This is a genomic window from Mesorhizobium sp. P2_D6, from assembly GCF_056404315.1.
In genome coordinates, this window is the sequence record NZ_JBFUEG010000013.1 from 114,230 (window position 1) to 128,177 (window position 13,948).

At 63.7% G+C, this 13,948-nt stretch carries 10 protein-coding genes and 1 pseudogene; 4 read left to right on the forward strand and 7 right to left on the reverse strand.

Going from position 1 to position 13,948, the window contains the following annotated elements:
- Positions 1-12: 12 nt before the first annotated feature.
- The 3 genes and pseudogenes from AC1D1L_RS24475 to AC1D1L_RS24485 form a co-directional block, all read right to left on the reverse strand.
- Positions 13-111: pseudogene (locus AC1D1L_RS24475) on the reverse strand (DUF1127 domain-containing protein); the annotation flags it as partial.
- Positions 112-252: 141 nt separating this feature from the next.
- Positions 253-423, reverse strand: coding sequence for a hypothetical protein (locus AC1D1L_RS24480; protein WP_477343998.1), 171 nt, complete (start codon positions 421-423; stop codon positions 253-255).
- Positions 424-597: 174 nt separating this feature from the next.
- Positions 598-1,557: an alpha/beta fold hydrolase gene (locus AC1D1L_RS24485; RefSeq protein WP_477344000.1), complete on the reverse strand. Its 960-nt coding sequence runs from the start codon at positions 1,555-1,557 to the stop codon at positions 598-600.
- 461 nt (positions 1,558-2,018) lie between these two features.
- Here AC1D1L_RS24485 and AC1D1L_RS24490 point away from each other — a divergent pair, with 461 nt between their 5' ends.
- Positions 2,019-2,486, forward strand: coding sequence for an Hsp20 family protein (locus AC1D1L_RS24490; protein WP_112559269.1), 468 nt, complete (start codon positions 2,019-2,021; stop codon positions 2,484-2,486).
- Positions 2,487-2,662: 176 nt separating this feature from the next.
- Positions 2,663-3,415: a sulfite exporter TauE/SafE family protein gene (locus AC1D1L_RS24495; protein ID WP_477344001.1), complete on the forward strand. Its 753-nt coding sequence runs from the start codon at positions 2,663-2,665 to the stop codon at positions 3,413-3,415.
- Here AC1D1L_RS24495 and AC1D1L_RS24500 read toward each other — a convergent pair.
- Together AC1D1L_RS24500 and AC1D1L_RS24505 are read right to left on the reverse strand one after the other, a co-directional pair.
- Positions 3,412-4,308: an MBL fold metallo-hydrolase gene (locus tag AC1D1L_RS24500; protein ID WP_477344002.1), complete on the reverse strand. Its 897-nt coding sequence runs from the start codon at positions 4,306-4,308 to the stop codon at positions 3,412-3,414. The two genes, AC1D1L_RS24495 and AC1D1L_RS24500, sit on opposite strands and share 4 nt — an antisense overlap.
- Before the next feature lie 9 nt (positions 4,309-4,317).
- Complete coding sequence (locus AC1D1L_RS24505) at positions 4,318-5,367, reverse strand: threonine aldolase family protein (protein WP_477344003.1); 1,050 nt, start codon at positions 5,365-5,367, stop codon at positions 4,318-4,320.
- A gap of 497 nt (positions 5,368-5,864) precedes the next feature.
- Between AC1D1L_RS24505 and gltB the strand changes: the two genes are divergently transcribed.
- Together gltB and AC1D1L_RS24515 are read left to right on the forward strand one after the other, a co-directional pair.
- The gene (gene gltB, locus AC1D1L_RS24510; protein WP_477344004.1) at positions 5,865-10,613 is read left to right on the forward strand and encodes a glutamate synthase large subunit; all 4,749 of its coding nucleotides are present in this window, start codon (positions 5,865-5,867) and stop codon (positions 10,611-10,613) included.
- Positions 10,614-10,756: 143 nt separating this feature from the next.
- On the forward strand, positions 10,757-12,211 hold the full coding sequence (locus AC1D1L_RS24515; protein ID WP_477344005.1) for a glutamate synthase subunit beta: 1,455 nt from the start codon (positions 10,757-10,759) through the stop codon (positions 12,209-12,211).
- 2 nt (positions 12,212-12,213) lie between these two features.
- Here the strand turns inward: AC1D1L_RS24515 and AC1D1L_RS24520 are convergent, their stop codons facing one another.
- Both AC1D1L_RS24520 and AC1D1L_RS24525 read right to left on the reverse strand, forming a co-directional pair.
- Positions 12,214-12,621, reverse strand: a complete 408-nt coding sequence (locus tag AC1D1L_RS24520) for an MAPEG family protein (RefSeq protein ID WP_477344006.1) — start codon at positions 12,619-12,621, stop codon at positions 12,214-12,216.
- A gap of 79 nt (positions 12,622-12,700) precedes the next feature.
- The gene (locus tag AC1D1L_RS24525; RefSeq protein WP_477344008.1) at positions 12,701-13,921 is read right to left on the reverse strand and encodes an SGNH/GDSL hydrolase family protein; all 1,221 of its coding nucleotides are present in this window, start codon (positions 13,919-13,921) and stop codon (positions 12,701-12,703) included.
- Positions 13,922-13,948: the final 27 nt, after the last annotated feature.

Sequence of the window (13,948 nt, forward strand, 5' to 3'; positions counted from 1 at the left end):
AAACAGCCCGGCTCAGTCCCACAAGCGGCGCATATATTCCGTGTGGGCCTCTCCGCGCGACAGGCCAATGTCCTTGAGCTGTTCGTCGGTCATTTCGAGCAAGGCAAGCCGGCTTCGACGTCTCTACAACTGACGGTCGACCCAATTGGCCGCCGCGATGCCTTGTGTTTGCAAGGACCGCCAGAAGGTCGCGGATTGGGGTGTGGGTGCCTGTGCCAGGTGCACCATCGTTGCATGATCGGGGCGCATCGCTCATGCCTCCCCGTTGCCGACCACTGAGGCGCCGGCCACCGAGGCGCCGGCTTCGTTCAATGCAATCCCGCATTCCTCGCAGCAGACCTCGACGGTCTTGCCGCCGACCTTGACGCGGATCGGGTTGGCGTCCAGCTGGCAATCGCAGGCAGCGCAGGTTTTCTCGGTCATGATGTCATCTCCTTGGCGTTCAGTTCGACGCGGAGAGATAATCATTCCGGCGCGGCACCGGCTGTCAGAATCTTTAGCTCTTTGCGTGCTGCTGGCGCTGCCGGGCGGTCCTCCTGACAGAAGGCTGTCAGCAGGCGTAAGCTCAAGGCGCCGCACCCTGCGGCGCTGGCGGCATCAGTCAGTGGGGTCGTCCTGGCCTGGAATGAAGGCGTCGAAGGCGGCGAGCAACTGTTCGCGATAGACATCGGCCTCCTGCAGGATCTCGTGCTTGGCGCCGTCGATCATCAGCAGCGAGCCGACGCGCAGACGCCTGGTGTAGGCTTCCACGGCCTTGGTCGAGACGACCTGATCGGCGCCGGCGGCGATCATGAGGAGGGGGACCTGAATCTTCGCCATGAAGTCCGGCTCGCTGATGGCTTCGCTTGCCTTGATGGCGGCCCGCAGCCAGCGGATCGTTGGGCCGCCGAGCGCCAGTTGTGGATAGTCCTCGTAGATTTTCGTGTTGCGCTGATAGCGCTCAGGGTCCGATGTCACCTTGTTGACGGCAAAGGGCAGGGTCTGCCTGGGCCTGGGCCCCCAGGCGGCATAGAGCCGGCCAAGGCCGAGAAAGCACAAGAGCGAGCAGACGCGGCGCACCGTTTTTACAGACAGCGGAAAATCGGGCACCGTCAGGAATGGCGCGATCAGCACCATGCGGCGTACCCGGTTGACCATCGACGGCGCGGCGAGCAGCGCAATCACGGCTCCGGCCGAATGGGCGAGGATGTAGTACGGGCCGCGGCAGTCGGGCAGCACGATCTCCTCGAAGAACTGTTCGAGGTCGCCGGTGTAGTCGTAGAAGGAGCGGACATAGCCGCGTTGCGGGTCACGGATCAGCCGGTCCGAACCGCCCTGGCCGCGCCAGTCGAGCGTGGCGACGCCGAGGCCGCGATCGGTAAGGTCGCGGATGGTCTCGAAATATTTCTCGATGCACTCGTTGCGGCCGGGCAGCAGGACGACCGTGCCCTTCAGCGGCCGGGTGACCGCGGCAAACAGGCCGTAGCGGATCTTCTTGCCGTCGCGCGTGGTGAAGAAGCCGCCGGCGATATTTTGCGGCGGCGGATTGCCTGGCGTGGGGTGGAAGAGGTCCGTCATTCGGCGCTTGCGTTTGGTGGTGTCTCGCCCGGCAGGGCGTCGGCATGGTGATAGACGCCAATGGATGAAAAGCAAAGGGAGGGGCGCCAAGGGGCGGACGAACAGCGAGTAAGGCCGGAAGCAGCCTGCGGCGGCGTGCTTCCGGCCTCTGTCGATCCGGGAGGAAGGGACGTTACACCCGGTTCGGCCTGGTCGCGGCGCCTTCTTCCAGCGCCGCCTGGTTCTTGATCCTGGGTGCACTCTAGCCCCGGCCGGCTGAACGGGCGCCGAAGCGGCGGTTCATCTGCCGTTCATCGACGCCTCAATTCACAGCTGTTCAAAAATCCTTGAAATGCGCTTTTGCGCTCCCCAAATGTTGGATGCAGCCGCCGATGTCGGGGCTGCTGGTCCACCCGAAACGCCTTTTTCAGGGTTTCGTAGCGGCCACACGCAAACCATGTTGCTCAACAGGAGAACACCTCATGCGTCACGTTGATTTTTCCCCGCTCTATCGCTCGACCGTCGGCTTCGACCGCCTGTTCACGATGCTCGACTCGCTGGCCCAGCCCGATGGCGCGCAGACCTATCCGCCCTACAATATCGAGCGCACCGGCGAGAACGCCTATCGCATCTCGATGGCGGTTGCCGGCTTTTCGGATGAAGAGATCTCGATCGAAGCCCACCGCAACGTGCTGACCGTCAAGGGTGAGCGCAAGGAAGAGGGCAATGGCGAAGGCTCCGAGCTGCTCTATCGCGGCATTGCCTCGCGTTCCTTCGAGCGCCGCTTCCAGCTTGCCGACCATGTCGAGGTTGTGGGCGCCACGCTGAAGAATGGCCTGCTCTTCGTCGATCTCACCCGCAACATCCCCGAGGAGCTGAAGCCGCGCAAGATCGCGATTACCGCGAGCTCCGAGAAGGCCAAGCAGATCGAGGCCAAGAACGCCGCGTAATCAAGACGGCGGGTCACGCCCAAGGGACGTAGTAACGCCCAGAAATAGAAGCGTCTCCTCCCGAGACGAAAGCGGCGCCGCGAGGCGCCGCTTTTTTTTGTTGCGCGGAATCTGTGTCACCCAGAACCGGGAGTTCTGGCTCTTTTGGAACAGGCGCTGCCTTCCCATGAAGGGCGATGTCTGATTTCTCGCTGACACTGACAGCCACCGTTGCCGTCACCTTCCTGCTCGCCGGCCTCGTCAAGGGCGTTACCGGCATGGGCCTGCCGACGCTGGCAATGGGCCTGCTCGGCACCATCATGCCGCCGGTCGCCGCGGCCTCGCTGCTGATCGTGCCCTCCTTCGTCACCAACTTCTGGCAGCTGTTCGCGGGACCGAGCTTCGCGTCGATCCTCAAGCGGCTATGGCTGATGATGATCGGCATCGTTGCCGGCACGCTGGCCGGCTCATGGCTGCTGGCCAGCGACAACGTCAAATGGACGACCGCCGGCCTCGGTGCCGCGCTGATCGTCTATGCCGTCTATACGCTGCTGGCGCGGCAATTGACGGTCCCGATGTCGGCCGAACGCTGGTCGTCGCCCATTGTCGGTTTTCTTACCGGCCTCGTTACCGGCGGCACCGGCGTGTTCGTCGTCCCTGCGGTGCCCTACATCCAGGCATTGGGGTTGAACCGCGAGGACCTGATTCAGGCGCTCGGTCTTTCCTTCACCGTATCGACCATCGCGCTTGCCGCCGGCCTTGCCTCGCATGGCGCCTTCCAGGTCGAGCATATCGCGATGGCGTCGCTGGCGGTCCTGCCGGCGCTGCTCGGCATGTGGCTGGGACAGTTGCTGCGGCAGCGGATCAGCCCGGCGACCTTCCGGAGTTGGTTCCTGATTTTTTTGATCCTGCTTGGCCTGGAGTTGTTGGTGCGGCCTTTCTTGGCCTAGCGGCCGGTGCCGGTTGCGAGCACGGCCTCGACGTTTTGCCGATGAACGGGTTCGTATAGCGCGAAGTACTCTACCGCACCGGTGGCGAACATGTCGGCGCCGAAGGTTTTCAAATCCTGCTTCGCCAGATCGGGCTCGTGCCGGCAGCGGAGCAGTTTTTGGACGTAGGCTTGCGTGGCGGCGATGAGGCCTTTGTCGTAGCCGCCTCGTTCTATAGCTTCGAGCGAACCATGATTGGGCAGGATGCGGTCTATCGGCCAGCCGGCCATGCGCTTGAGATCGACCAGATGTTGCGCCAGACGATCCGCCTCGCTGACGTAGGTGATCGGGTCCTCGAGCGTGTCGCCCGCCAGCAGCAGGCCGGTTTCGGGCATGAACAGCACCGTGCCGTCATGGCTGTGGATTTCGACCTGGCGCAACTCGACGGCGATCGATCCGACGGTGAGGTCAAGACTACCTTCGAAGGTCCTGTTCGGCAGCACGAGCGGCTTGATCGGCGGAACACCGCCTTCGATCTCCGTTCGGTTGTTCGCCAGCGCCGAGGCAGTGAGTGTGTTGGCGATGATCTCGCAATCCTGAAACACCTCATTGCCGGCAATGTGATCGTCATGCCAGTGGCTGAGCACGACCCGGATCGAGCTGACGCCCATGGCTTCGAGCGTCTGCCTGATAGTGCGCGCGTGCGGTAGCGAAATATGGGTGTCGTAGACAAGCGCGTGCGGCCCGTCGACAACGGCATAGGTGCAGATGCCGAGGGCATAGGCACCGTCGTCCAGCCAGTTCGGCTCGTCCGACCAGGCGCGAACGCCGTCGATGCGACCATCGTAAAAGCCCAGCACGTTTGGCGCCGGGCGAACCAGCCGCATGGTTGAGCCGAGAGGTGGCTTGGTCATCGGAAAAGCTCAGGCAATCATGTGGCCGAGGTGGTCGACCTCTTCAGCGGTCGTGGCGAAGCTGGCGACGAAGCGGTAGATCGCTTCATTGTCGCCGAGGTGGCCGTCAAAGCTTTGCGGCACGCCCCATTCGTAGAATTTGGCGCCGTCGCCTTGCATTTTTTCCGCCTTGCTGCCGTCGAGAATGGCGAACACTTCATTGGCCTGCGGCAGCCAGGCCAGCCGGCCGGCCGGCGCGTCCTCGATCGCCGCGGCCAGCCTTGCGGCCATCGCATTGGCGTGGCGCGCCATCCTCAGCCACAGATCGTCGGCAAAATAGGCCTCGAACTGGGCCGAGATGAAGCGCGCCTTGGAGAAGGTTTGCCCGGCGCGCTGGCGAAGCAGGCGCAGGTCGCGCGCCACGTCGGGGTTGAGGACGACGACCGCGTCGGCCATCCAGCAGCCATTCTTGGTGCCGCCGAAGGAGATGATGTCGACACCGCTCTTCCAGGTCATTTCGGCAGGGCTGATGTCTGTCGCCGCAACGGCGTTGGCGAAGCGCGCGCCATCCATGTGCAGCGGCAGCTTGTGACGGCGAGCCACCTCGGCGATCGCCTTGACATCGTCGACGGTGTAAACGGTGCCGACCTCGGTCGCCTGGGTGATCGTCACTGCCATCGGCTGGCCGGCGGGGACGAGGTCCCGCGAATAGCGCTTGATGGCTTGGTCGAGCGCCTGCGGATTGATGCGCCCCAGAGGTCCCGGGACGGGCGACATACGCGCGCCGCCGGTGTAAAAACCCGCGGCGCCGAATTCATCGACATTCATATGCGCTTCCGCATGGCAGAAGGCGACGCCGCCGATCCGGTTCAACGACGCCATGGACAGCGCGTTGGCCGCCGTGCCGGTGGCAACGAAGAAGACCGCGACCTCGCGCTCGAAAATCTCGTTGAAGCGCTTGTAGAGGGCGCGGTCGAGGTCGCCATCGCCATAGGCGGTGGCGATGCCGGCAGCATGGCGGGTCAGGTTGGCCGAGATATCGGGATGGACGCCCGCCCAGTTGTCGGATGCAAAGAACATTCGGAAAGTCCATGTCTAATTGCGAAAAGGAGCGCGACCATGGCTGCTTCGGGGTTTGACGCGCAAGGGCCAAGGGCTGAAAAAGCGGTAAAGCCAGCGGCTGATCACGAAGGCGTGCAGGGACCGAAGTTTTCGTTTCGACTGCGCGTCGCGTAATTTTCTGTCGCCAAACGTCCAAGATTTTTGTGAATCGGTCTTGTGTGTGCCCGGGATTTCTGCCATAAAAATTTAGGACAGTAGTGCTGTCTTATTTTGTCGCACAAGTCAGGCTGGATTGGCGTATCATTTGGGCCACTCCGGCCGTTGCCGCGAGCGACGGGTAGACGGCTCGGCTGTGGCCTGTACGATACCGGATACGAGCCGGCGGCGCATCGCTCGGTTCGCCAAGGATTTCGCAAGACGTGCCGCAAGAATGAGAGCGGAAGCCAGTCGCTTCCCAAGGTAGACCAGCGCCCCAAACGCAAGAAGTGCCAGGGGCCGGAACGGAGGACAGGACGATGACGGAACTGACGCCATCTGCGATTACCGGCCAGGCCGCGCAGACGAAAGCGGCAGCCGTTAAAAATCCATCCATTACCACTGGCCTGACCAATGGCGGCCGAACCACCAATGGTATGGCGGCGCAGGGTCTCTATGATCCGCGCAACGAGCATGACGCCTGCGGCGTCGGCTTCATCGTCAACATGAAGAACGTCAAGTCGCACCAGATCGTCAAGGACGGGCTGTTCGTGCTCGAAAACCTGACGCATCGCGGCGCCGTCGGCGCCGATCCGCTGATGGGCGACGGCGCCGGCGTGCTGGTGCAGATTCCGGACCGTTTCTTCCGCGAGGAGATGGCGGCCCAGGGCGTCGAACTGCCGGCGGCGGGCCAATACGGCGTCGGCCACTGGTTCATGCCGCAGGACGCGGCAATGCGCGCCCATATCGAAGACATCATCGCCGAATCGGCGCAGTCCGAGGGGCTGCCGCTGCTCGGTTTCCGTGACGTGCCGGTCGACAATTCATCGCTGTCGAAGGCACCCGATATCGCGGCATCCGAACCGTTCCATCGCCAGGTCTTTATCGGCCGCACGGCCGACATTCCCGACGACGAGGAATACGAGGCCAGGCTGTACCTGCTGCGCAAGGTCATTTCCGGCCGCATCTACGCCGAGAACAACAACAGGGATATCGGCGCCTACTGTGTGTCGCTGTCGGCACGCACCATCGTCTACAAGGGCATGTTCCTGGCCTATCAGGTCGGCGCCTACTACAAGGATCTGTCGGATCCGCGTTTCGAGACGGCGCTGATCCTCGTCCACCAGCGCTTCTCGACCAACACCTTCCCGTCGTGGAAGCTGGCGCATCCCTACCGCATGGTCGCCCATAATGGCGAGATCAACACGGTGCGCGGCAACAACAACTGGATGGCGGCGCGCCAGGCCTCGGTCGATTCCGAGCTGTTCGGCAACAACATCTCGAAGCTGTGGCCGATCTCCTATGACGGCCAGTCCGACACTGCGTGCTTCGACAATGCGCTCGAATTCCTGTTCCAGGGCGGTTACAGCCTCAGCCACGCCATGATGATGCTGATCCCGGAAGCCTGGGCCGGCAACAAGCTCATGGATGCCGACCGCAAGGCTTTCTACGAATACCATGCAGCCCTGATGGAGCCATGGGATGGGCCGGCCGCGGTCGCCTTTACCGATGGCCGCCAGATCGGCGCCACGCTCGACCGCAACGGCCTGCGCCCGGCGCGCTACATCGTTACCGACGACGATCGCGTCATCATGGCCTCGGAAGCCGGCGTGCTGCCGGTGCCGGAGGAGAAGATCGTCAAGAAGTGGCGGCTGCAGCCCGGCCGCATGCTTCTGATCGACCTCGCCAAGGGCCGCATCATTTCCGACGAGGAGATCAAGTCGGAGATCGCGACCAGGCACCCCTACAGGACCTGGCTCAACAACACGCAGCTGATCCTGGAGGATCTGAAGCCGGTTGAACCGCGCGCGCTGCGCAAGGATGTCAGCTTGCTCGATCGCCAGCAGGCGTTCGGCTACAGCCAGGAAGACACCAAGCTGTTGATGTCGCCGATGGCGACCACCGGCCAGGAAGCCGTGGGTTCGATGGGCACCGACACGCCGATCTCGGCGATGTCGGACAAGTCGAAGCTGCTCTACACCTATTTCAAGCAGAACTTCGCCCAGGTCACCAACCCGCCGATCGACCCGATCCGCGAGGAGTTGGTGATGAGCCTGGTGTCGTTCATCGGACCGCGGCCGAACATCTTCGATCTGGTCGGCAATTCGCGCCGCAAGCGGCTCGAAGTGCGCCAGCCGATCCTGACCAATGGCGATCTGGAAAAGATCCGCTCGATCGGCCACACCGAGGACCGTTTCGACACCAAGACGATCGATATCACCTATGGGTCGAGCGAGGGCGCGGCCGGCATGCAGGGTGCCGTCGAACGTCTGTGCGAGCGGGCGGAAGCAGCTGTCGCCGGCGGCTACAACATCATCATCCTGTCCGACCGCCAGGTCGGTCCGGACCGCATCGCCATCCCGGCGCTGCTGGCGACGGCGGCGGTGCATCACCACCTGATCCGCAAGGGCCTGCGCACCGCGGTCGGTCTGGTCGTCGAATCCGGCGAGCCGCGCGAAGTGCATCATTTCTGCTGCCTCGCCGGCTATGGCGCCGAGGCGATCAATCCCTACCTCGCCTTCGACACGCTGCTCGACATGCACAAGCGCGGCGAACTGCCGGCGGAGGTCGACGCCTACGAAGTCGTCTCGCGCTACATCAAGTCGATCGGCAAGGGCATCCTCAAGGTGATGTCCAAGATGGGCATCTCGACCTACCAGTCCTATTGCGGCGCGCAGATCTTCGACGCCATTGGGCTGAAGTCGGATTTTGTCGAGAAGTACTTCACCGGCACCGCGACGCTGATCGAAGGTGTGGGCCTGGACGAGGTTGCGGCCGAGACGCTCAGCCGCCACACCGACGGTTTCGGCAACGATCCGGTGCTGCGCAACAGCCTCGAGGTCGGCGGCGAGTACATGTACCGCATGCGCGGCGAAGCCCATATGTGGTCGCCCGACGCGGTCGCCACCTTGCAGCACGCCGTGCGCCAGGGGTCGTGGGAGACGTTCAAGGAATACTCGGCGCAGATCGACAGCGAGACGGCCCGCGCCCAGACCATTCGTGGCCTGTTCAGGATCAAGCTCGCGGAAGAGACCGGCCGCAAGAAGGTCGCGCTCGACGAGGTCATGTCCGCAGCCGACATCGTCAAGCGCTTCTCGACCGGGGCGATGTCGTTCGGCTCGATCTCGCGCGAAGCGCACACCACGCTGGCGCGTGCCATGAACCAGATCGGCGGCAAGTCGAACACCGGCGAAGGCGGCGAAGAAGCCGACCGTTATCTGCCGCTGCCCGGCGGCGGCAAGAACCCGGAACGCTCGGCGATCAAGCAGGTCGCCTCGGGCCGGTTCGGCGTCACGGCCGAATATCTCGTCAATTCCGACGTCATGCAGATCAAGGTCGCGCAGGGCGCCAAGCCCGGCGAGGGCGGCCAGCTGCCCGGCCACAAGGTTGACGCGACCATCGCCAAGGTCCGGCACTCGACGCCCGGCGTCGGCCTGATTTCGCCGCCGCCGCATCACGACATCTATTCGATCGAGGATCTGGCGCAGCTGATCTACGATCTGAAGAACGTCAACCCGGCGGCCGACGTCTCGGTTAAGCTGGTGTCGGAAGTCGGTGTCGGCACGGTTGCGGCAGGCGTCGCCAAGGCGCGCGCCGACCACATCACCATCTCCGGCTATGATGGCGGCACCGGCGCGTCGCCGCTGACCTCGCTCAAGCATGCCGGCAGCCCGTGGGAAATGGGCCTTGCCGAGACGCACCAGACGCTGGTGCTCAACGGTTTGCGCTCGCGCGTGGCGCTGCAGGTCGATGGCGGCTTGCGCACGGGGCGCGACGTCATCATCGGCGCGCTGCTCGGCGCCGATGAGTTCGGCTTCTCAACCGCGCCGCTGATCGCGGCCGGCTGCATCATGATGCGCAAGTGCCATCTCAACACCTGCCCGGTCGGCGTCGCGACGCAGGACCCGGTGCTGCGCAAGCGCTTCAAGGGCACGCCCGAGCATGTCATCAACTTCTTCTTCTACGTCGCGGAAGAGGTGAGGGGGCTGCTCGCCGAAATGGGCTTCACCCATATCGACCAGATCGTCGGCGACAGCGATCTTCTGGAAAAGCGCGAGATGATCCAGCACTGGAAGGCGCGCGGGCTCGATTTCGGCAAGATGTTCTTCAAGCCGGACGCGCCGCATGAAGCCATACACTGGACCGAGCGGCAGAAGCACCCGATCGACGATGTGCTCGACCGCAAGCTGATCGAGCTGGCGAAGCCCGCGCTCGAGGCCAAGCAGCCGGTCAAGATCGAGGTCGACATCCGCAATGTCGACCGTTCGACCGGCGCCATGCTGTCGGGTGAAGTGGCCAAGCGTTTCAGGCACAAGGGCCTGCGCGAAGACACGATCCAGGTGAAGCTGACGGGCACCGCCGGCCAGTCCTTCGGCGCCTTCCTGGCGCGCGGCATCTCGTTCGATCTCGTCGGCGCCGCCAACGACTATGTCGGCAAGGGTCTGTCGGGTGGCCGCATCGTCATCCGGCCGCCGGAAGAGTCCAAGATCGTCGCGGCGGAATCGATCATCGTCGGCAATACGGTGCTCTACGGCGCCACCGAGGGTGAGGCGTATTTCGCCGGTGTCGCCGGCGAACGCTTCGCCGTTCGCAACTCGGGTGTGGCCGCCGTCGTCGAAGGCGTCGGCGATCATGGCTGCGAGTACATGACCGGCGGCATCGTCGTCGTCATCGGCCAGACCGGCCGCAACTTCGCCGCCGGCATGTCGGGCGGCGTCGCCTATGTGCTGGACGAAGCCGGCGATTTCGCCGCGCGTTGCAACATGGCGATGGTCGAGCTGGAGCCGGTGCCGGAAGAGGACGATTTGATGGAAAGGCTGCTGCACCATGGCGGCGACCTCGACCACAAGGGTCGCGTCGACGTCTCCGGCGACATGACCAGCCATGACGAGGAACGGCTCTACCAGCTGATCTCGAACCATGTGCATTTCACGGGTTCGGTGCGCGGCCGCGAGATCCTCGATGACTGGACGACATTCCGGCCGAAATTCCGCAAGATCATGCCGGTCGAATACCGCCGCGCTTTGATCGAGATGGAACGCATGCGCATGGGCGTGGCAGCGGAATAGGCTTTTGAACTTGCCGGGAGGCCCAGGCTTCCCGGCGGAACTTTCAGCGACAGTTTGACCTCGGATGCAAGGTTGCCATGGCTGCCTCAAGGGGTTAACGGGTGCGGCGAACCCCGCACCATCTGGACAGCAGGAACTGGACTATGGGCAAGGTAACAGGCTTTCTCGAAATCGACCGGCAGGTACACAAGTACCAGCCGGCCTCCGACCGCATCCGGCATTTCCGCGAGTTCACGCTGCCGATGTCGGACAAAGAGGTCGAGAAACAGGCCGCGCGCTGCATGGATTGTGGCATTCCGTTCTGCCACGGGCCGACCGGTTGCCCGATCCACAACCAGATCCCTGACTGGAACGACCTCGTCTATAATGGCGACTGGGACAATGCGATCCGCAACCTGCATTCGACCAACAATTTCCCCGAATTCACCGGTCGCATCTGCCCCGCCCCCTGCGAGGAAGCCTGCACCCTGAATCTCGAGGACATTCCGGTCGCCATCAAGACGGTCGAGCAGGCGATCGCCGACAAGGCCTACGAGACCGGCCATATCCGGCCCTATCCGCCGGAAAAGAAGACCGGCAAGCGGGTCGCGGTCATCGGCTCCGGCCCGGCCGGCATGGCCGCCGCGCAGCAGCTTGGCCGCGCCGGGCATGAGGTCAGCGTCTACGAGCGCGAAAGCCGCCCCGGCGGGCTGATGCGTTATGGCATTCCCGACTTCAAGATCGAGAAGCACTATATCGACCGCCGCATCGAGCAGATGCAGGGCGAGGGGGTGACCTTCCATTGCGGCGTCAATGTCGGCGTCGACAAGCCAGTCGCCGAGCTGCTCGCCGAATACGATGCGGTGCTCTATTGCGGCGGGTCGGAATCGCCGCGCCCGGCCAACATTCCGGGCGACGATCTCGGCGGGGTCTATGATGCCATGCCCTATCTGGTGCAGCAGAACCGCCGCGTTGGCGGCGAGCCGATCCAGTCGGTGGCGTGGCCGTCGCATCCCATCATCGCCGGCGGCCAGCATGTCGTCGTCGTCGGCGGTGGCGATACCGCTTCCGACTGCGTCGGCACCGCCTTCCGCCAGGGGGCGGTGCGCGTCACGCAGCTCGACATCCGCCCGCAGCCGCCGGAGAAGGAAGACAAGCTCTCGGTCTGGCCCTACTGGGCGACCAAGATGCGGACCTCTTCCTCCCAGGCCGAAGGCGCCGAGCGCGAATTCCAGGTGGCGACGCTCGAATTCATCGGCGAAGACGGCCAGTTGACCGGTGTGAAGTGCTGCGAGGTCGACGAGAAGCGCAAGCCGATCGCCGGCACCGAATTCGTCATCCGCGCCGATCTCGCCTTCATCGCCATCGGCTTTGCCGGACCGGCTGGCGTGGGCGTGGCGAAGGAGCTGGAAGGTGAGATGAAAATCGTCACCGACAACCGCCGTTCCAGGAATGTCGAAGCCAACGATCGCGACTACAAGACCAGCGTCGACAAGCTTTACGCTGCCGGCGACGTGCGCCGCGGCCAGTCGCTGGTGGTGTGGGCAATCCGCGAAGGCCGCCAGGCGGCACGCTCGATCGACGAAGCGCTGATGGGCTCGACGGTGCTGCCACGCTGAAGCTAGCTGATTAGCAGCTTCACCGCCCAATAGAGGCCGATAACCATCTGAGCCGCGAACGCGGAAAATCGAGCCTTGACCGCGTTTGGACTGGTCGACACCAAATGAATAGCCGACTGGACCAGCCGCGCGGCGAGAAACCAGTATGCAAGCGGGTCGGTGATCCCGGTCCGCGAAGTCATCATGGCCAAGGCCATGAGACCTCCGAAGATTGGGAGTCCCTCGATGCAATTCGCGTGGGCTCGCGCAAGCCGCCGCAAAAAGGGCGAAAGACCTGCGTTATCCGGCGCGAATCCATTGGCGAGGATGCGGCCGCTCAGTACGAGGTGCGTGCGCAAGATCTCCATCCATGTGAGCAACAAAAGGGTCCAACTCACGAACCCAAGCAATGCGTAGCCCGTTGCCGACATATTCGCCCCCGACTTTGACTTCGGCCAATAATGCCATTGTTCGGCTTGGCGCGGAATTGCCGTTAGGCGGGAACGTCGGTCAAGGAGTTGCCGTCGTCGCATCGGGCGTTGCCGCTGCTGTCGCCGGCGGCTGTGCCTTCGGCGGCCAGGAGAAATCGTCGGCGCGGCCGGGCGACGCCTCGGGGGCCTTGCCCTGGAGGATGAGTTTTTCGCCCGGCAGATCCGGATTGGCCTTGGGCACAGCCGCCGCGCCGAGAAGTTCGGAGCCTCCATCAAGCGCCGGATCGTTGAGCAGCATCGGAACCGTGCGATCGACCACGATGGGGGCGGCCGGAAGCGACGGCGCCTCGACCGGGGCGCCGGCGGGCGCGGCAGCGGTCACCACGCTGCCCGGCGCCGCCAGACCGAGGATCTTGGCCAGCGGTTTTTCGGTGTAGAAGGCGAGCTTGCGCTTGCCGGCCTTCGAGACGTTGATGCCGTCGTCGGAACGCAGCCGCACGGCCTGGCCGTTTATATCGGGACCGGTCGTGACAAAGGCGCCGTTCTCGTCGACGAACCCGTCCCAGACATCGACGAATTCGCCGCCATTCTTCTCGGCCGCCGAGTGGTAGATGTCGTTGAAGGCGAGCATGTCGGAGGTCATCTTCGGCGCCTTGAAGGCCGGCATGCCGACCCACAGATACGGCACTTTGGTCGACGCCAGCGCCTCGCCCAACGCCTCGGTCCGGCGCTCGTATTCCTTGGTCCAGTTCCCCGATCGCGGCTGTTCGCGCACATCGTTGACGCGCATCTGCTGGCGATCGTTGGAGCCGAGCATGACGACCACCGCTGCCGGCTTTTCGGCCTCAATCAGCGATTTGACCTGTTCGGGCCAGTTGTAGACGTCATCACGCACGAAGCCTGACGAGCCGTTGGCGCGCTCGACGATCCTGATAGCGGGGTTGGCGGCAAAGGCGGTGTCGAGGCCCTCGGCAAGGCCGCTCGCCATGAAATCGCCGATCACCAGGATGACGCGGGAATCCGGCGCCTTCTCGACAATCGGAACGGCAGGTTCAACGGGCGCACGGGGCTTTTTCTTGAGCTTCGGCTTTGCCTTTCGGATGTCGAGCGGCGGCTCGATGCGTTCGCTGCGGCGCGGGAACAACAGGTCGCGCAGCGACCAGCCGCGGTCCTGCGGTTGTTCCTGCGCAAAAGCCGGTGTGTGGAAAGTGCCGGCGACTCCCGTCGCCAGGACAACGATGGCCAGAACGAGGATCGGCAAGCGGAAAACGATCACACGGATACGCGCTGCCGAAACCAAGCTCCCTCTCCATCCCTTTGTGCATGA

Bases quoted from the DNA above. Each gene is read 5' to 3' on its own strand.
- AC1D1L_RS24505 (WP_477344003.1), bottom strand. From the start codon at position 5,367: ATGTTCTTTGCATCCGACAACTGGGCGGGCGTCCATCCCGATATCTCG.
- AC1D1L_RS24495 (WP_477344001.1), top strand. From the start codon at position 2,663: ATGTCTGATTTCTCGCTGACACTGACAGCCACCGTTGCCGTCACCTTC.
- AC1D1L_RS24480 (WP_477343998.1), bottom strand. From the start codon at position 423: ATGACCGAGAAAACCTGCGCTGCCTGCGATTGCCAGCTGGACGCCAAC.
- AC1D1L_RS24515 (WP_477344005.1), top strand. From the start codon at position 10,757: ATGGGCAAGGTAACAGGCTTTCTCGAAATCGACCGGCAGGTACACAAG.
- AC1D1L_RS24485 (WP_477344000.1), bottom strand. From the start codon at position 1,557: ATGACGGACCTCTTCCACCCCACGCCAGGCAATCCGCCGCCGCAAAAT.
- AC1D1L_RS24490 (WP_112559269.1), top strand. From the start codon at position 2,019: ATGCGTCACGTTGATTTTTCCCCGCTCTATCGCTCGACCGTCGGCTTC.
- AC1D1L_RS24500 (WP_477344002.1), bottom strand. From the start codon at position 4,308: ATGACCAAGCCACCTCTCGGCTCAACCATGCGGCTGGTTCGCCCGGCG.
- gltB (WP_477344004.1), top strand. From the start codon at position 5,865: ATGACGGAACTGACGCCATCTGCGATTACCGGCCAGGCCGCGCAGACG.
- AC1D1L_RS24520 (WP_477344006.1), bottom strand. From the start codon at position 12,621: ATGTCGGCAACGGGCTACGCATTGCTTGGGTTCGTGAGTTGGACCCTT.